The 19,037-nt window shown below is 43.6% G+C and carries 16 protein-coding genes and 1 tRNA gene; 16 read left to right on the top strand and 1 reads right to left on the bottom strand.

Annotated elements, in window-relative coordinates; all coding sequences use genetic code 11:
- Positions 1-75: 75 nt before the first annotated feature.
- The 8 genes from spoIVB to KP625_RS04795 all read left to right on the top strand — a co-directional run bounded on the left by spoIVB (position 76) and on the right by KP625_RS04795 (position 7,159).
- Positions 76-1,155 (top strand): SpoIVB peptidase, encoded by a 1,080-nt coding sequence (gene spoIVB / locus KP625_RS04830; RefSeq protein WP_238299603.1) that lies wholly within the window; start codon positions 76-78, stop codon positions 1,153-1,155.
- A 93-nt stretch (positions 1,156-1,248) separates the two neighbouring features.
- Positions 1,249-2,079 (top strand): sporulation transcription factor Spo0A, encoded by an 831-nt coding sequence (gene spo0A, locus KP625_RS04825; RefSeq protein WP_441316603.1) that lies wholly within the window; start codon positions 1,249-1,251, stop codon positions 2,077-2,079.
- 126 nt (positions 2,080-2,205) lie between these two features.
- Entirely contained in the window at positions 2,206-3,024 is an 819-nt protein-coding gene (gene spo0A, locus KP625_RS04820) for a sporulation transcription factor Spo0A (RefSeq protein ID WP_177969348.1), read from the top strand.
- A gap of 40 nt (positions 3,025-3,064) precedes the next feature.
- Positions 3,065-3,613 (top strand): hypothetical protein, encoded by a 549-nt coding sequence (locus KP625_RS04815; RefSeq protein WP_177969347.1) that lies wholly within the window; start codon positions 3,065-3,067, stop codon positions 3,611-3,613.
- 134 nt (positions 3,614-3,747) lie between these two features.
- On the top strand, positions 3,748-5,271 hold the full coding sequence (locus tag KP625_RS04810) for a hypothetical protein (RefSeq protein ID WP_238299601.1): 1,524 nt from the start codon (positions 3,748-3,750) through the stop codon (positions 5,269-5,271).
- A 44-nt stretch (positions 5,272-5,315) separates the two neighbouring features.
- Positions 5,316-5,921, top strand: a complete 606-nt coding sequence (hisH, locus tag KP625_RS04805) for an imidazole glycerol phosphate synthase subunit HisH (protein WP_238299910.1) — start codon at positions 5,316-5,318, stop codon at positions 5,919-5,921.
- 21 nt (positions 5,922-5,942) lie between these two features.
- A complete protein-coding gene (hisF, locus tag KP625_RS04800; RefSeq protein WP_238299600.1) occupies positions 5,943-6,704 on the top strand; it encodes an imidazole glycerol phosphate synthase subunit HisF in 762 nt (253 codons plus the stop codon).
- 32 nt (positions 6,705-6,736) lie between these two features.
- Positions 6,737-7,159: a GNAT family N-acetyltransferase gene (locus KP625_RS04795; protein WP_238299599.1), complete on the top strand. Its 423-nt coding sequence runs from the start codon at positions 6,737-6,739 to the stop codon at positions 7,157-7,159.
- Positions 7,160-7,215: 56 nt separating this feature from the next.
- Here KP625_RS04795 and KP625_RS04790 read toward each other — a convergent pair whose 3' ends face one another.
- Entirely contained in the window at positions 7,216-7,449 is a 234-nt protein-coding gene (locus KP625_RS04790; RefSeq protein ID WP_238299598.1) for an HPr family phosphocarrier protein, read from the bottom strand.
- 141 nt (positions 7,450-7,590) lie between these two features.
- On the opposite strand from KP625_RS04790, the gene mtaB reads away from it, so the two are divergent.
- The 8 genes from mtaB (at position 7,591) to KP625_RS04750 (ending at position 19,037) form a co-directional block, all read left to right on the top strand.
- Positions 7,591-8,907 (top strand): tRNA (N(6)-L-threonylcarbamoyladenosine(37)-C(2))-methylthiotransferase MtaB, encoded by a 1,317-nt coding sequence (gene mtaB / locus KP625_RS04785; protein WP_370641417.1) that lies wholly within the window; start codon positions 7,591-7,593, stop codon positions 8,905-8,907.
- 120 nt (positions 8,908-9,027) lie between these two features.
- Positions 9,028-9,099, top strand: a tRNA-Glu gene (locus tag KP625_RS04780).
- A gap of 99 nt (positions 9,100-9,198) precedes the next feature.
- On the top strand, positions 9,199-10,011 hold the full coding sequence (locus tag KP625_RS04775) for a zinc ribbon domain-containing protein (protein WP_238299596.1): 813 nt from the start codon (positions 9,199-9,201) through the stop codon (positions 10,009-10,011).
- A gap of 53 nt (positions 10,012-10,064) precedes the next feature.
- Positions 10,065-13,322 (top strand): PD-(D/E)XK nuclease family protein, encoded by a 3,258-nt coding sequence (locus tag KP625_RS04770; RefSeq protein ID WP_238299595.1) that lies wholly within the window; start codon positions 10,065-10,067, stop codon positions 13,320-13,322.
- The gene (gene addA, locus KP625_RS04765) at positions 13,292-16,990 is read left to right on the top strand and encodes a helicase-exonuclease AddAB subunit AddA (protein WP_238299594.1); all 3,699 of its coding nucleotides are present in this window, start codon (positions 13,292-13,294) and stop codon (positions 16,988-16,990) included. The genes KP625_RS04770 and addA overlap by 31 nt, the downstream gene beginning before the upstream one ends.
- Before the next feature lie 10 nt (positions 16,991-17,000).
- The gene (queF, locus tag KP625_RS04760; protein ID WP_238299593.1) at positions 17,001-17,495 is read left to right on the top strand and encodes a preQ(1) synthase; all 495 of its coding nucleotides are present in this window, start codon (positions 17,001-17,003) and stop codon (positions 17,493-17,495) included.
- Between the two features lie 40 nt (positions 17,496-17,535).
- Positions 17,536-18,855: a bifunctional folylpolyglutamate synthase/dihydrofolate synthase gene (locus KP625_RS04755; RefSeq protein WP_238299592.1), complete on the top strand. Its 1,320-nt coding sequence runs from the start codon at positions 17,536-17,538 to the stop codon at positions 18,853-18,855.
- Entirely contained in the window at positions 18,852-19,037 is a 186-nt protein-coding gene (locus tag KP625_RS04750) for a hypothetical protein (RefSeq protein WP_177970503.1), read from the top strand. The genes KP625_RS04755 and KP625_RS04750 overlap by 4 nt, the downstream gene beginning before the upstream one ends.

The raw sequence follows: 19,037 nt of genomic DNA, 5'->3' as shown, positions 1-19,037 counted from the left end.
GAATCTATGTACTCTTTTTTATGAAATTAGGCGTATTGCATAAAAATAAAAAGAAGGAAGAGAGGAGGATGCGATGTGAGAAAGTATCGAATATTTCTAATCGCTGTATTGATGCTTCTGCTCGGAGTTTTGGCATATCACAATCGGGAGTATCTGTTTGGAAATCCGCAAAAAACAGTTGTAAATGTTGAGAATACGGATTCCATGCCGGTCGTATCAAATGAAGGTGAAACAGAATGTATGGTTTACCCGTCTGGACAACCGATCGGTATCTATGTAAAAACAAAAGGAGTGATGGTCATTGGCGTGAATGCTGTACAATCTGCTGATGGAACAGAAATCTCTCCCTGTGAAGGTGCACTTATCCCGGGCGATTATATTATGTGGATCAATGGGAAAGCAGTGAACGATAAAACCGATTTGATTGCGCTGATTCAACAGAGTGAAGGAGAAGAAATCCTGCTCCGGGTATGTCGGGAAAATCAGTATCGAAATATATGTGTCACTCCAATCAAGAAAGAGGATGGGAAATATGCAATCGGTGTCTGGGTAAAAGATGATATATCGGGAATCGGAACGCTTACCTATACAGATGGAGAACGGTTTGCAGCACTGGGACACAGTATCAATGACAATGATACCGGACTGATGTTTCGTGTATCTGATGGTGCGGTATATGATACAACGATTGTCCGGATCAGGAAGCCTGAACAGGATACACCGGGGAGATTAGAGGGGATAATCAATTATACGGGGAGATATGTGATTGGAAGAGTGGAAGAAAACAGCGCCTATGGGATTCATGGATATCTGACGAAACGACAGCAAAAGACACATGAAAACGACATGAAAGTAGCGGTTGGACATAAATCGGATGTTCATGTCGGAACTGCGTATCTGCTTTCGTCCGTATCCGGAGAGTCGAAAAATTATAAAGTCGAAATTGTGTCGGTCGATGCAGATAATGAGAATGGAAGGTGTATGGAACTTAAGGTGACAGATCCGGATCTGTTAACATTAACGGGTGGAATTGTGCAGGGAATGAGTGGAACTCCAATCTTGCAGGATGGCAGGTTAATAGGGGCGGTCACACATGTTTTTGTCAATGATTCGACAAGAGGCTACGGCATTTTCATCGAAGAAATGATGCAGTAAAAAATGGGAAAAAATGACCGAAAATGCTGTCAATATTTACTGTCGCAACTTGCGTTTTGTTATGTATTGCCCTCGTAAAACAATGAAACTATAATGTCTTTGATATCAAAATTAGAGGGGGATAGTTTTATGAAGACAAAAGTGCTTATCATAAAACATGATACGAAGGCAGCAACGGAATTAAGACAGAAAATTTCAAAGAACAAGGATATCAGCGTATGCGATATTATTTCAGACGGCGGAAATGCTGTTTCGGCAATTCGCATGCAAAATCCAAATGTAATCCTGCTTGATTTTCTGTTGCCGAATCTGGACGGACTGGCAGTGATGGAAGAAGTGAACGGATGGGGAAACCGTGGATACCATTTCCTGCTGCAAGGGAACGCCAGTCAGATTCGATTTGCCCAAACTACATGCCGGGGAAGTGTAGACCATATTTTTGTACGATTCATCGATGAGGAGTGCAATGATCCGGATATTGAGAAAGAAATCCTGGCATTGGCCCGCTGCAAACAGACTGGAATGAGTGTCTGTCAGACAGAGGGAACGGGAGAGGAGCTGCAGACCCAGTTAGAGGTTAAGATCACGGATATAATACATGAAGTAGGTGTTCCGGCGCATATAAAGGGATATCAGTATCTGCGAAGTTCCATTCTGATGGCAGTACAGGATATGGATATTCTGGATTCGATTACAAAACAGTTGTATCCTTCGATTGCAAAGACGTACAATACAACGCCATCCAGAGTGGAGCGTGCAATCCGACATGCGATTGAAGTTGCCTGGAGCAGGGGAAACTCCGACACGATGCATGAATTGTTTGGATATACGCTGCAGCAGGGGAAGCTGAAACCTACAAACTCTGAATTCATTGCATTGATTGCCGACAAAATACGACTTGAATCGAAGGTAAAAAGCGCTTAGACAAAATTATCCACAAAAAGAAAATTTCTGTGGAAATGCGCTTGACAATGGTATTTTGAAATTATATCATCTTCCTATGGTTAATTTAGATTGATAGGAGGTTGGTTCTAAGAAGGGGAGGATAATATGAATAAAGAGAAGATCAGGGTGATGATTGCAGATGCCGGGTATGAGATGCTTAGCAGGCAATTAGAATCCTACAGTGGGGAGAGATTTGAGATAGTATGCTGTACTGCGGATGGCAGTGAAGTATATGATCAGACGTTGCAGACACAGCCGGATGTATTGTTGATGGATGTTTTCATTACGAATGTAGATGGGCTTGAAGTATTGGAACAGCTGCGTGACAATCCGTCGCTTGTGGATTTGAAGATTATTTTCTTATCTACAGTCGGATCAAGCAGGATCATCAATATGGCATTTAATCTGGGTGCTGATTATTACGTCATGAAGCCGTGTAATCCGAAGGTACTGGCGAAGAGAATTATTCAGATTGCAGACCTTGCAAAGGTTGGGGAGCCGATGGAAGGATGCACAGATGAAGATGTCAAACTGCCGGCAGATAACGTATATGATTATGGTGTGCATACAATGGAAAACGATGTCACGGAGATTATCCGGGAGATTGGAATTCCGGCGCATATCAAGGGATATCAGTACATACGTGAAGGAATTATGATGGCAGTCAATGATATGAATATGCTCAATTATATTACAAAGCTGTTGTATCCGAGCATAGCCAAGAAGTATAAGACGACATCAAGCAGCGTTGAGCGTGCAATCCGACATGCGATTGAAGTTGCATGGGGCAGAGGAAAAATTGATGTGATTGAAGACATGTTTGGCTATACGGTCAGTGCGGGAAAGGGAAAACCGACAAATTCCGAATTTATTGCCTTGATTGCAGACAAGCTTAGAATTGAGTATAAAATGCATGCAAGCTAAAAAATAAAATCCATGCAAAGTTACGAAAGGAGATAAAGACGTGGCAACGGAAGGAACAAGAGAAGGTGGTTCCAGCATGAACAGAGGACAAGGAAAATATTTTGATCGGGAGAAACGACAGGGTGGAGGAACCAGATTCCAGAAATCGGATCGTTCAGGTGCTCCGCGCGGAGACAGACAGGCAGGTGGAGACAGACCACAGCGTGGAAATGGAAACCGGTCATATGGAGAGAAATCATACGGTGACAGACCATATGGAGACAGACCACCGAGAAATGAGCGTCCAAACCGAAACTACGGAGGTGCTCCTAAGTTTCCAAAGAAGGATGAGGATGAAGAAGACAGAGGCAGAAGAAGTAAGCCATCCCGTCCAAAGGAGAGTAAGCCTACGATGGCGATTCCGGACAAAAACAAGGTCCAGATGCGCTTAGAGAAGGAACAGAAGTCGGTAAAAAAGAAGCAGAATAATAAAAAACGGGAATCCAGTCGTCCGCAGCCAAAGCAGAAACGATCCAGCAATATTAATTATACGAAGAATTATGCAAATGGCGCGTATGATGATTATGAGGATTTTGATGATTGGGAATAAAAGAAAGACAGGCACTGTACAGCAAATGTACGGTGCCTTTTGCGTGCAGGAGAGCGTTGGTTTTACTTGTGTTGGGTTTTGGAATGTGATATGATAATTTTATCTGTGGAATTATGAATACATGGAGGAAGATTTTGGACGATAATAATCTGGATAGTCTGTTGGATGAATTGGCATCCATGGACGGAGAATTGAATGATAATATCGATATGGATTCTGGTGTGGATGTCGATGCAGATGATATGGATGGTATTTCTCTGGATGAACTAGATAATCTGGACGGCATGGATTTAGGGGATCTGGATTTTGATGATATAGATTTCGATGATGTGGATATCACAAATCTGGACGCGGGAGCAAATCCAGTCGTAAAGAAAAAGCCGCAGGAAAAAGAACCGGATGACATGAATCTTGATGCTTTGATCGAAAAGGCAAATCAGGAGAATGTGCAACAGAGTGATTCACAGCAGGCTAATGCGAAGCAGAAGGACGAATCGGAGAATATAGAGGATTCCGATGTTTTTGGCGATGCAGATATGCAGATGCAGGAAGATACCGCATTGCCAGAAGGCGTATTTGATGATGCGTTATTTGGTTCCATGGATATGGGATTGCCGGAAGAACCGGAAAAAACGGAGAAAGAGAAGAATCCATATACAGCGGATGAGGATAGTTTAGATGCATTACTGCAGTCGTCGATGGCAGAAAGCTTATTGAACGGAGATCTGGCAGATATTGAGGATATTGGCGAAAAGCCGGAAAAACCAGCGAAGAAAGTTAAACAGCCACGAAAAAAGGCAGAGAAGAAGAAAAAAACTGTGGTCGATGCAGAGGAGACAGAACATAAAAAGAAGACAATCTCCGAGATCCTTTTTGGTGAGCCGGATGAAGATGATATAGAAGAAGAGGCTTTATTTGAAGCGAAGAAAGCCAAAAAGGAAGAGGAAAAGAAGCAGAAACAGGCAGAGCGGGAAGCAAAGAAAGAAGAAAAGAATGCCGCAAAGCAGGAGATGCTATCTGCAAAGCAGGCGAAGGATAAAGCAAAGCAGAAGGAAAAAGCGGACAAAAAACGACAAAAGGATGAAGCGTATGCTGCCGAGATGGAAGCCGAAAAGGATCAGAAAAAGGTGTCGACACCGACGATCATTGTCGTGTTTGTATTGTTTTTTGCTCTTGCAGTCGGCGTCGTATTAGGAACCAATCAGTTCAGTTATTCGCAGGTCATCAAAAAAGCGGCGAATTATTTCGAACGGCAGCGATATCGTCTGGCATATGACGAGGTATCTGGTGTCGAAGTCAAAGAAAAAGATCAGGATTTAAAAGACCGGATCTATACGGTTATGTATGTGGAACGGCTGTATGAGTCCTATGAGAATAACATGAAGCTTGGCAGAGCGGACAAGGCACTCGATGCGTTGCTTCGTGGAATTGAAAAATATGATGAGCATTATGACGAGGCGGTGGAGCTGGATATCGTAAAAGATATTGATTCCTGTCGGGATAAGATCATCAATGCACTGTGGAATACATATGGTATCACCGAGGATACGGCATATCAGATTCTGGCGATGGAAGGACAGGAATATACGAAAACCTTGTCAGAGCTTGGTGCGAGAATCGCTGAGATGGAGACACCGACAGATGCACAGGGGCAGTAATAAATGTAACTATTGACAGTATGAATGAGACAGAGGATGAGACGATGATAGCAATTTTAGATTACGATGCAGGTAATATTAAAAGTGTAGAAAAAGCAGTACATTATCTGGGCGAAGAAGCTGTGATCACGCGGGATAAGGATCTGATTTTATCGTGTGACAAGGTGATCCTGCCAGGTGTGGGAAGCTTTGGCGATGCGATGGGCAAACTTCGGGAATACAAACTGGATCAGGTGATCTACGATGTGGTAGACAAGAATACACCATTTCTTGGTATCTGCCTTGGATTACAGCTTTTGTATAAGACGAGTGAGGAAAGTCCAGGGGCAACCGGACTGGGGATCTTAGATGGTGAGATACTTCGGATTCCGGACGCACCAGATCTGAAAGTGCCACAGATTGGCTGGAATTCGCTGGATATCACACCAGGGGCGAAATTATTTGCAGGTGTGGAACAAAATTCCTATGTGTATTTTGTGCATTCTTATTATCTGAAGTCGAAGGATGAAGCGGATGTTGCTGCGCGGACACACTATTCCGTGGACATCCATGCCTCTGTGGAAAAAGGAAATGTATTTGCATGTCAGTTCCATCCGGAGAAGAGTTCGACGGTAGGACTTAAAATATTGGATAACTTTATACACTTATAAGAGACGAGGGAGGAAGAGAGTATGCATACAAAGAGAATTATTCCTTGTCTGGATGTCAATAACGGCAGGGTTGTAAAGGGTATCAATTTTGTGAATTTAAAGGATGCAGGTGATCCGGTTGCGGTTGGTGCAGCCTATGATAAGGCGGGGGCAGATGAGCTTGTATTTCTGGATATTACAGCATCTTCAGATTCGAGAAATATTGTGATCGATATGGTGCGCAAGGTAGCGGAGACGGTATTTATTCCGTTCACAGTTGGAGGCGGTATCCGTACCGTTGATGATTTCAAGGCAATCCTGCGTGAGGGTGCCGATAAGATTAGTATCAATTCATCAGCCATTAATACACCACGTCTGATCAGTGATGCCGCAGATAAGTTCGGCAGTCAGTGTGTGGTCGTTGCGATCGACGCACGAAGAAGAGAAGATGGAAGTGGCTGGAATGTATTTAAGAACGGTGGACGTGTCGATACAGGACTTGATGCGATCGAGTGGGCGATGCAGGCAGATAAGCTTGGCGCCGGTGAGATTCTGCTTACCAGCATGGACTGTGATGGAACGAAGGCAGGCTATGATGTGGAGTTGACCAGACTGATCGCAGAGAACGTATCGGTTCCGGTGATTGCGTCCGGTGGTGCAGGAACAAAAGAGCATTTCTATGATGCACTGACAGAAGGAAAGGCAGACGCTGCGCTTGCAGCATCACTGTTCCACTACAAGGAGCTTGAGATCATGGATCTCAAAGCGTATTTATCGGAACGCGGCATTCCTATGCGGATGTAGTGTATGAATGACGGTAGAAGAAGGACGAAGACATGATAACACTCGTGGAAAATGAGATCTCTCTGGAAGAATATTTGACGCTTCGGGAGAAGGTTGGATGGAAGAAACTCACAGACAAGCAGGCGACACAGGCGCTTGCGAATTGTCTGTATAAGGTAAAAGCGGTCGATGAGGACGGACAGGTTGTTGGTATGGGACGTGTTGTCGGAGACGGTGCGGTAGTCTGTTATATTCAGGATCTGATCGTGATCCCGCAGGTGCAGAAGCTTGGGATCGGGTCTATGCTCATTCAGAAACTGAAGGCGTATGTGGAGGCAATTCGAGAGGAAGAAAGTACCATGATGCTTTGCCTGATGTGCGCAAAGGGAAGAGAACCATTTTATGAGAAGCATGGATTTATACAGCGTCCAACCGATACACTCGGACCAGGTATGATTCAATATCTGACAGAATAATAATGAAAAAAAATCCTCCCATACGGGAGGTTTTTTCGTTTCGGAACAAATGTGAATTATTCAGCAAGATATGGCTTTAAAGCTGCCATGATGTCCTCAGTATTTTTCTCTGTGTGAACATTCAGGTCGATTGGCTTTGAAATATCCAGACTGAAGATACCCATGATAGATTTTGCATCAATAACGTATCTGCCGGAAACCAAATCGAACTCTGCATTGAAACCGCTGATGTCGTTTACAAAGCTTTTTACCTTATCAATAGAGTTGAGAGAAATTTTAACTTTTAACATATTGTAACCTCCTTGTATATTATGAAAGCGAAAAATAATCTCAAAAAAATATCTTTCGCACTTTTTTTATCTATGTTACTATAATAAAAGTTTACACTATAAAAGTCAAGAATCAGCAGGAGAAATTTGCGTAAAATGTATGTGAATATTTTGAATAAAAAAGTAGCAGTTTGTACACTCGGCTGCAAGGTGAATCAATATGAGTCAGACAGTATGATGGATATATTGAAGAAAAACGGTTGTGAGATTGTACCATTTTCACAGTTCGCGGATGTATATATCGTCAATACATGTTCCGTCACAAATATGGCAGAGCGAAAGTCGAGACAGATGCTGCACCGTGCTAAAAAGAAGAATCCGGATGCTGTGATCGTGGCGGCGGGATGTTATGTGCAGGCAGCAGAGGAGGCTCTGGCGAAAGACCTTGGCATTGATATATTGATTGGAAATAACTGTAAAAAAGATGTGGCACATATTTTAAGTGAATATTATGAAGATACTTCCATGCATGAAGTTGTCATTGATATCAACCATACAAATGAGTATGAGGAGATGACACTCGTAAAACCAAATGAGCGCTGCCGTGCTTATGTCAAGGTGCAGGATGGATGCAATAATTTCTGCACGTATTGTATCATCCCGTATACGAGGGGCAGAATTCGAAGCCGGAAGCTTGCAGATGTTGTGCGGGAAGTAGAAGGACTGGCCGCGGAAGGTGTACAGGAAGTTGTGCTTACAGGTATTAATTTATCTTCTTATGAGGATGAGGATGGTACATCGCTTCTTATGCTGTTGCAGGCAGTTGCAAAAGTGGAAGGAATCCGGCGTATCCGGATGGGATCTTTGGAACCGCGTGTGATTACAGAGGAATTTTTGGATGGTATCACAGCTCTGGATAAGGTGTGTCCGCATTTCCATCTGTCGTTGCAGAGTGCATGTAATGAGACATTAAAGCGGATGAACCGGAAATATACGATTGAAGAATATATGGAAAAATGTGAGATGATCCGCAAAGCATATGACCGTCCGGCACTGGCAACGGATGTGATCGTTGGTTTCCCTGGTGAGACAGAAGAGGAGTTTACAACAACTGTGGCAAATCTGGAGAAACTGAATCTCTATGAGATGCATGTGTTTAAATATTCGAAGCGGAGCGGCACGATTGCTGCGACGATGGAACATCAGGTGAGTGATGCGGTGAAAGAAAAGCGCAGTAATGTTTTATTGGAACTGACAGCAAACCAGAAGGCGGCGTATGAAGCACAGTTCTCCGGTGAACTGTTACCAGTGTTGATGGAAGAGTATGACTGCATCGATAAGAATGGGAAGCCGGTTTATGTGATGAAGGGACATACCGACCGCTACATACTTGTGAAGCAGGAGACGACAAGAGATATCTGTGAGCAGAGTGTTAATACATTTGTGGATATTCTGTATCGGCCAGAAAAGTCGAAATAAAGCTGTTTGGTCATGGCATATCTTTACAAAAATATGCCATGATCGAAATAATTTAAAAAAAATTAAAAAAGTTGTTGACAAACTTCTATATGTTTGTTATAGTAACAAAGGTTTCAAGATGGTTCGTTGGTCAAGCGGCTAAGACGTCGCCCTCTCACGGCGAAAACAGGGGTTCGATTCCCCTACGAACTGCTTTTAGGGATACAGGTTGTATCCTTTTTTTTTGCCTTTTTTATCTGGAAGAAAGAATCTCTTGAATTACGCGTTTTTGTGAGATATACTATATGATATATGATACAGAAGAAAGGGGTAAGTAGTATGGCTGTATGTGAATCATGTGGAGCACATGTGCAGGACGGGGTTACGATCTGTCCGGAATGTGGACGTCCGGTTGTCAAGATGAAGACAAGTCTGGAATTGAAAGGTGAGAACGGAAAGAAAGCTGAGAAACAACGGGCATATACACCAACTGATGATTATGGAGATATTTTTGATGGTAACAGTGTTGGTGGTTCAGAACCGGTTACAATTACAAAAGAAGAAGTAAAGGAATATAAGGAACTGAACAGGAAACAGAGTGGTGGCAGCGGTATAGGTAAGGTGTTCGGAACGATTTTCAAATTCGTTATTTTTATCGCGATTGTTGTAGGAATCTATTTTTTTGTTACGAAGGTTGTATTAAAACCGAATGGACCTGAGACTTATAAAGAAGCTGTTACGGCATTTCAGACAGCAGTTAACGAAGACGACAGTGAGAAACTGCAGAATCTGGTACCTTCCTATATTACGGCGAATAAGGCATTGGTAGAAGATATTCTCCCATATGTGCAGGAAACAAATTATACATCCATTAAGATTATTGACACGCAGGAATGGAGCAGTTCCGATGTGGATACATTCAATGACCGGATTCAGGTGGAACATGGAAAGACCGCGGATGCAAAAGAAGGGGTTACCTTAAAACTTGGACTTCGTGGAACAATGAAGGATATAAATGGCGTGAGACGGCAGTATATGGAAGTGAATATTGACTTCATTAAGATCAAAGGCGTCTGGTATCCGGATATGGATCAGGTAAAGGATCAGTTATTTAAACAACAGTAATCAAAAAGCCGGGAGCGAAAAACTTCCGGCTTTTCATTTTGACGGAGGAACACATGGCATTACAGCTTATATTGGGTTCGAGTGGGGCAGGTAAATCCGAATATATATATGAAGATATCATCCGGCAGACGATGCAGGACGAGCGTAAAAATATGATTGTTCTGGTTCCGGAGCAGTATTCTCTGGAAATCCAAAGAAAATTAGTTGAAAAACATCCGCGGGGAGGCAGTTTTCAGATTGATGTAATCGGATTCAACCGATTGGCGTATCGTATTTTCGATGAGCTTCACATCAAGCCGCAGAAAGTGCTGGAGGATTTTGGAAAATCTATGTTACTGCGTAAGGCAGCACAGGAAAAGAAAGACCAGTTATCCCTGTATGCAGGAAGCCTGGATAAGGCAGGATTTATCGATGAGGCGAAGTCTCTGATGTCGGAAGTATATCAGTATGATATTTCACGGGAACGGTTAGCGGAGGCTTTGCGGAGTCTGGGAGATACCGGAGAGGATAAAGTGCTCTCAGAAAAACTGCGGGATATGCTGTTGATATTTGCGACCTTTGAGGAGAAGAAGGGGAATGCATTTATTGTGGCAGAACAGATGCTGGAGCTTTTGACTGCAGCGGCGGAGAAGTCACAGTTGATTGCGGAAAGTGAGATTATCTTAGATGGATTTACCGGATTTACCCCGATTCAGTTGAAGCTGATTTCCGTCTTGCTGCGAAGAGCGAAAAAAGTGACAATTGTGTTGACGATGGATGTGGCAGCCTATGCGAAGAAACATATTGGAGAACATGAGCTATTTGCACTTACCAGACAGACGATTGATCAGCTGTTGCTTACAGCGGAGAAAGCACATGTGGTAGTCGCGGATACGATCTTTATTGGAAAAGATGGCTGCAGACGCTGGGAGAAAGGACATCCGCTTGCACATCTGGAACAAAATCTGTTTCGTTATCCATATCATACAGGAACAGATGATAAGCAGGCAATCCGTATAATAAGTTACGATAATCCGGCGCAGGAGGTAACAGGGGTTGCAGAGCAGATCCGTTGTCTTGTGATGGATCAGGGTTACCGTTACAGGGATATCGCAGTTGTGAGTGGAAATCTGGAAGAAACGGCTGATTTTGTTCAGCGGATATTTCCGTTGTATGATATTCCGTATTTTATCGACATGACAATGCCGGTGAAAAATCATCCGTGTGTAGATGCACTGACACATGCTTTTCGAATTGTAGAGGAAAATTTCAGTTATGACAGTGTGTTTGCGTTCCTGAAATCCGGAGTGATGAAGGATCTGGAGCAGGAAGAAATCGAAGCGTTGGAAAACTATGTTCTTGCGCGGGGGAAAAAGGGTATTCGGAGCTGGAGCCAGGCATTTAAGGATGGGGAAGATACGACGATGGAGGAACTCCGTCAGGTTGTCATGGAGGTGCTTGGGCCATTTTATAAGGCTTGCTCTGGAAAAAAGAAAACCGTATCCCAGATGGTAGAGGCGGTGTATGTGCTGATGGATATGCTCTCGATGGAACACCGGTTTGAGGATGATGGATTATATGAGAAAATCTGTCAGATTTTCGATAAGATGGTAGAGATTATGCCGGAGGATGACATTGAGATAGCAGAGCTTGAAGAATTGTTTGCGGTTGGTATGAAGGATGTCAGTCTGGGAGTGATTCCCCCGACACTGGATATGCTTGTTGTCGGAGATATTATCCGGACGAGACTGGATGACATACGAGCTTTGTTTATTGTCGGTGTAAATGATGGTGTGATCCCAAAACGTGCAAAACGAAGCCAGATCATTAACGATCGGGAGAAAGAACGGCTGCTGGAGTTTGGAATCCACATGGCACCAACCGAGCGGGTAAATAGCTTTACGGAGCATTTTTATCTGTACCAGAATATGACGAAGCCGAAGGACCTTCTCTATCTGTCTTATGTGAATATGAGTGCATCAAATGAGACTATGCGTCCATCTTATATCTTAGATCGGATTCATCGGATTTTCCCGGATTTGAAGGAACAGCATGGAAATAGTCTGACAAACCGGATTGTGACCAGACAGGCGGGATTTGAAACTCTGATTATCGGAATCAGGGAGCTTCTCGCGGGCAATCATATACACGAATCGGAGACATTGCAACTTTATAAGTTATATCTGAAAAATAGAGACACGAGCCGGATTGAGTCAATGCTTGCTGCAATGCGTTATCAGAATTTACCTGAGCCGCTTGCAGAAGATGTCGCAAAATTGATTCAGATTCAGCGCATGGCAATGTCGGTTTCAAAATTGGAACAGTATGCGAGCTGTGCGTATGCATTCTTCTTAAAATATATCCTTCATCTCGAGGAGCGGCAGATAGCAAAGATTGATAACCGGAATGTCGGTATGATTCTTCACGGTGCGATGGAGCAGATGTTTTGCTACGTACGGGATCAGATGGGCAATCAGTGGGATAAAGTCGGAGATGCTTTGCGGGATCAGAAGATAGAAGAATTTGTGCGGGAGAATTTTAACAAGGAGTATGAAGGACAGGAGATTGATAATGGACAATATGCGGTTCTTGAAAAAAGCCTGATCCGAATCGGAAAAAGAACCGTGAAGAAACTGCAGTCCATGATGGATGATGCGTATCAGCCGGTGTATTTTGAGTACGCATTTAAAAAGAAACTGACAGTGGGAAAAGAGACAATGACGCTTGCGGGCATCGTGGATCGTGGGGATCTGTATGTGGATAAAGACAACCAGACGATAGGTCTGCGTGTGATTGATTACAAATCCGGTGCGCATGATTTTGATATTGGGCAGTTATATGAGGGTCTGGAATTGCAACTCGCAATCTATACAAATGTGATGCGGGAGATGGTTGATCAGGAGTGGAACCAAAACCGTGAAAAAGAAGATCAGTATCAGATCAATACAGAAAGCATGTATTACTATCATATGCAGGATCCTTATGTGGAGGCGGATTCCGTGGCGCAGGCGGAAGAACTGCGTGAGAAGAAACTTGGATATAAAGGGATGCAGCGAGAAGAAGATGATGAGTTTGAGACGGTGCTTTCTTATGCGGAGTACAAAGCGGTTGATCTTGTAGCACAGATAAAAAAAGGCGTGATAGATAAAAATCCAAAACAGGATACGAACGGGAAAGCCTGTGAATATTGTGCATATAAGGACGTCTGCCGTTTCGATGAAAAATATGGAAAAAACCGGTATCATAATACAAAGCACAGTGCAAAGGACACACAGCAGTTGTTGGAGGAGATGCGAAACGTATGCCGTGGACAGAAAAACAAGATAAAGTAATTAAAGACAGAGATAAGACTATTCTTGTGTCTGCTGCTGCAGGTTCTGGAAAGACTGCAACATTGGTCGAGCGTATCTATCAGAAGGTAATCGATCTTGAACATCCGGTGGATATCAGTTCGTTCCTGGTTGTGACATTTACAAAGGCAGCGGCGGCACAGATGAAGGAAAAATTACGCAGGAAGATGGAAGAAGCGTTGAATGAATATCCGGAATCAGAACATATAGCAAAACAGAATCTTCTGATACAGAGTGCGGATATTACTACTATAGACAGCTTCTGCCTGAATATTGTGAAAGAGTATTTCAGCTATTTGGATCTGGACCCTTCGGTTGGAATCGGAGATCCGGGAATGCTTGAGTTGTTAAAATACGATGTTTTGACGGAGCTTTTTGAGAAAAAATACGAAGAACTGCAGGTGCAGGAAAACACAGAGTTTGCATATTTGCTGGAATTGTTTTCTGATGGAAAAAAAGATGACAAACTGAAGGAAATCATCAATCGGATTTATATGCAGATGTCGAGTTTTCCGGATCCGCAGAGGTTTCTCGAAGAGGCAAGAGAAGCATTGCAGATATCATCGGTGGTTGATCTGAATCATACTGCATGGATGCAGGGAATTCTGTCGGTCCTGCATAAAAAGGCAGCGGCAGCAAAACAGCTTGCCGGTCAGTGTCTTGATATCTGTGATATGGCGGACGGACCGGCGCATTACCGGGAGCAGATCGTGTCAGATATGGAGAAGCTGTGTGCGATTCAACAGGCAGACTGTTACAGTGCGATGAAGCTTGCGACAGAGACGAAATGGGCAGCGTTATCCAGAAAGAAATTCACAGGAGACAAAGAGCTTCAGGAGCGTTGTAAAGCACTTCGAAAAGAGTACAAGGATGAATTTGATCCTAAGAAACTGGATTATTTCCGTCAGACGGATGAGCAGGTGCTTGCGGATATGAAACTTCTGAAAACCTATCTGCTTCCGCTTCTTTCTCTTACGGAAGAGTTTGTTGCGTTGTTTATGCAGGAGAAGAAAAAACGTAAAATGCTGGAATTTTCAGATATCTCGCATATGGCATACCAGCTTGTATGTGCCGGTTATGATGAAGACGGATGTGCGGTTCCGACAGAGATAGGAAAGACGATTTCAAACCGATATACAGAGATCTATATCGACGAGTACCAGGACAGCAACTATCTGCAGGAGGATATTCTGTCAGCCGTATCCGGAAAATGGCGCGGTGTCTGCAATATGTTTATGGTAGGCGATGTGAAGCAGAGCATTTATCGATTCCGGATGGCAAGACCGGAGATCTTCGTGAAAAAATATAACCGTTACAAGGAAGAGGGCAGCGAGATCAAGATCGAACTCAATCATAACTTCCGTTCACGGGCGGTTGTGCTGAATGCGATCAATTATTTTTTCTATCAGTTGATGGGAAGTGATCTTGGAGGAATCGACTATGACGAAAAACAGGCACTTGTCCCGGGAAAGATATTTGAAGCACCGCCAGAGGGGGCACAGATTTCCGATCAGGTGGAAATATTGCTTGCCGACGTAGATGACGCGGGAAAATTGACGGATGAACAGATCCGTGCATATGGTTCTCCGGATAAGGATACACTGGAAGGCTATATGATAGCAAACCGGATTCGTGCATTGATGGATGAGAAGCATGGAATTCAGATCTATGATGAAGAAGAAAAACAGTATCGAAGCGTGCAGTACAGGGACATTGTAATTTTAGCAAGAAGTGTACGGGATTATGGAGATATCCTGTATAATGCACTGACCGCACAGGGGATTCCTGTGTATCTGGAGAAGGCGAAGGGATATTTTCAGGCGGTTGAGATTCAGGTCATCATGGCGATGCTTGCGGTGATTGATAACAGCAGACAGGATATCCCGTTGTCCGCGGTTTTATTGTCCCCGATCGGTGGTCTGGATGAATCGGAACTTGCGTATGTTTGTGCGACGGTGCGGGCAGCAGTGACAGAAAAGCTCTGTCTGTATGATATTTGCACGTATTATGCGGAAGACCAGGAAGATACCCCACTTGGACAGAAGATAAAACGCATACTTGATCTGATCGGGGAGCTAAAGGAGAAAAAACAACGCATATCTGTATCGGAGCTGATATGGGAGTTGCTGCGCAAGACAGGATATTATGAATATGTGACGGCTATGCCGGCAGGAAATATCCGAAGATCCAATGTGGATATGCTTTTACAGAAGGCAGTGCAGTTTGAAAATGGTTATTACAAGGGGTTATTCCACTTCCTTCGTTATGTGGATAAGCTGAAGCTGATAGAGCAGGAAGAAGGGGAAGCGAGTACGTTAAGTGAGGATGCGGATGTTGTCCGGATTATGAGTATACACAAAAGCAAAGGACTTGAATATCCGGTTGTATTCGTTGCCGGTATGGGACGACAGTTTAACCGGTCAGAGCTTGCGGAAAATGTTCAGGTACACCCGGATTATTATCTTGCGGCAATGGCGATGCATCCGACGGGACGATATAAGCATAACACTGCAATCCGAAGCATCTATGCAGCTCTGGAATCAGAGGAAATGATGGCAGAAAATCTGCGTGTGCTGTATGTGGCGATGACGCGGGCCAAAGAAAAGCTTATACTGACAGCCAGTGTGCGGGGAGCAGAGCAGATATTTGAAAAATACGCGTATGTACAGGATATGGAACCGGCCCTTTTGCCGTATAATATACGGAAAAATGCGGACAGCTATGTGAAGCATCTGGTCGCCTGCATGGAACGCTATGATCAGCTTGCCGGAATGTATGAAGTGGAGAATGCAATCTGCCTGGAGATTCAGAATCAGGAACAGATACTGACTGCAATTCAGCCGGAAGAGATAAGGCAGCGGATGGCGCTTGCTGATATCCGACAGCTTGCTATGAAGGTAGAAGAAGGGGCATTTTATGAGAAAAATCAGGCGAGCTATTCGTATGAATATCCGCATGCAGCGATGACAACCTATGGTGCGAAACTCTCAATCTCGGATATAAAGAAGATGAAAGCTTACGATGGAAAAGGCTATGATATCAATACGGAGTTTGAACAGCCGGAGCAGGAAAAAAGAAAACAAATGCGAAAAGAGAAACAACAGCAGATTCCAGATAAGGACATGCCATTATCTGGTGCAGAACGGGGAACAATCGTTCATAAATTCATGGAACTGTTTCCCTTTGAGACAGTGGAACCGGATATGGATCTGATTGCATATATTGCGCGGTTAAAAGAAGAATTGCTAAAAAAAGAAATTATGGATGCATGGGAGATTCGGGCAATCTCGGAGAGCAAAGTCACGAAGATGTTGCAATCTGAGCTTGGATGCCGTATGATAGAGGCTGCGCGTCTTGGGAATCTGTACAAGGAACGGCAGTTTTCGGCAGGAATTCCAGTATCAGAGGTTTATAATGTAGACGAAGACGATATGCTTATAGTGCAGGGTATTATTGATGCGTATTTTTATGAGGACGAAGAGGCTGTCGTGATGGATTATAAGACCGATGCAGCAGATGAAGAAACACTGATTGGGCGTTATAAGGCACAGCTTGCTTCTTATGCAGAAGTGATAGAACAATTGACAGGAAAAAAGGTGAAAGAGCAGATACTTTATTCGTTTCACCTGAATAAAATGATACGATTATGAGGTGATAGAAATGTCTAGAACAGAAGACGAAAAAAATGGAATCTCCCTTCTCGGGAATCAGCATGTCGCATATCCATCGGATTATTCGGCAGATATTTTGGAAACATTTGTGAACAAGCATCCGGACAATGACTATTTTGTAAAGTTCAATTGTCCGGAATTTACAAGTCTTTGTCCGATTACTGGACAGCCGGATTTTGCAACGATTTATATTTCTTATGTGCCGGATGTGCGCATGGTGGAGAGTAAATCATTGAAGCTGTATCTGTTCAGCTTTCGGAATCATGGAGATTTTCATGAGGACTGTGTAAATACAATCATGAAAGATCTGATTAAGGCGATGGATCCGAAGTATATTGAAGTCTGGGGTAAATTTACACCACGTGGAGGAATCTCTATTGATCCATATTGTAATTATGGACGTCTGGGTACAAATTGGGAACAGGTCGCATATGACCGTCTGGTGCATCATGATCTGTATCCGGAAAAGGTAGACAATCGTTAAGACATCAAGGGTATAAGGTTATAAAAGGAAGTAATTGGTTATGAAGAGCAGATTAAAAGAGGCAGAAGCATATATTAACCAGATCCCGCTGTTTGGACCGCATACAGAGGGGAGAAATAAATCAGGAAATGAAAATTTGGAGGCCGTGCTTGCGTTGCTTGGCAATCCACATTTAAAACACAAGGCAATTCATGTTGCAGGAACGAACGGGAAAGGTTCTACCGTGCAGTTTGTCCGATCTATTCTGACGCAGGAGGGATATCGTGTTCGAACCTTTACATCGCCACATCTTGTTTCGATTACAGAGCGGATCGAGGGAATCACAGATGAGGAATTCGTGGAAAGCTATCAGATCGTGCGAAATGCATGCGAGGAAGCTGTGCAGCAGAACCTGCAGCATTTATCGTATTTTGAATTTTTGTTTGCTATGGCCGCTGTATATTTTTCAAGTCTCCCGCTGGATTTTGTAATCTATGAGACCGGGCTTGGAGGCAGACTGGATGCAACCAATGTGCTTGTTCCGGTGCTGACTGTGATTACGCAGATTGGATTTGACCATATGAAATATCTGGGCAATACCATAGAGTCGATTGCCGGAGAAAAAGCAGGAATCATAAAAACCGGTGTTCCAGTAGTGTATCATACGGGAAGTCTGGAGGCGGATGCGGTTGTAAAAAATCGGGCAGAGTCGCTTGCGGCAGAAGCAATTAATGTCGCAAATGTGGAGTATAATATCGATGGATTTACAGATAAAACCATTGATTTTTCTATGCACAGCCGCTATTATAGTTACAATGGTTTGCGGCTATCCGGCGTAGCTGCCTATCAGGTAGACAATGCTGTGACTGCAATTACTGCGTGTCATATACTGCTCGGCACGGAGCTTGCGCAGGAGAATATACAGCTTGCATTAGATGCGTTCGTCTGGCCTGGGCGCATGGAACTGCTGGCAGATAATCTGGTAATTGATGGCGCACACAATGAGAGTGCAATGGAACGATTCGTGGAGAGTGTAAACGCAGGATACCCGGATCGGAAGAAGACACTGTTATTTGCTGTTGCCGGTGACAAAGACTATGAACCTATGATCGCGTATCTGGTGCAGAACTTAGAGGTTGGATCGGTGTATGTGACATCCCTTGACTCCGACCGGGCAATCTCGGCAGAGTATATTGCCGCATTGTTCCGACAGTATGCGAAGAAGTCGCAACGTGCGATTCATGTGTATGCGGAGGACGATATCAGGACCTGTTTTACACAGGCGTATCAGTCACTGGAAACAGAAAACAGCATGCTGCTCTGCGTTGGTTCGTTGTATTTGATTGGAAAGATAAAAGACATATGGGAGGAAACCGTATGATAAATTTCGAAGAAGAATTGAAGCGTTTCTCGCCGATTCCGGAAGTGAATCAGGCGGAGGAAGCAATTTACAGCAATGATTTGAAGGACATCAGTGATATTGTATTGCAGATGACACAGGATTTGAGAAATACAGGCAGTATTTTGGATAATGCCGTAGCGGTTCGGACAAGGAGAAGATAA

The organism is Eubacterium sp. MSJ-33, from assembly GCF_022174665.1.
GTDB lineage: Bacteria > Bacillota > Clostridia > Lachnospirales > Lachnospiraceae > Coprococcus_C.
The sequence above is the reverse complement of the archived record's forward strand: the minus strand, read 5'-3'. Positions and strand labels throughout refer to the sequence as shown.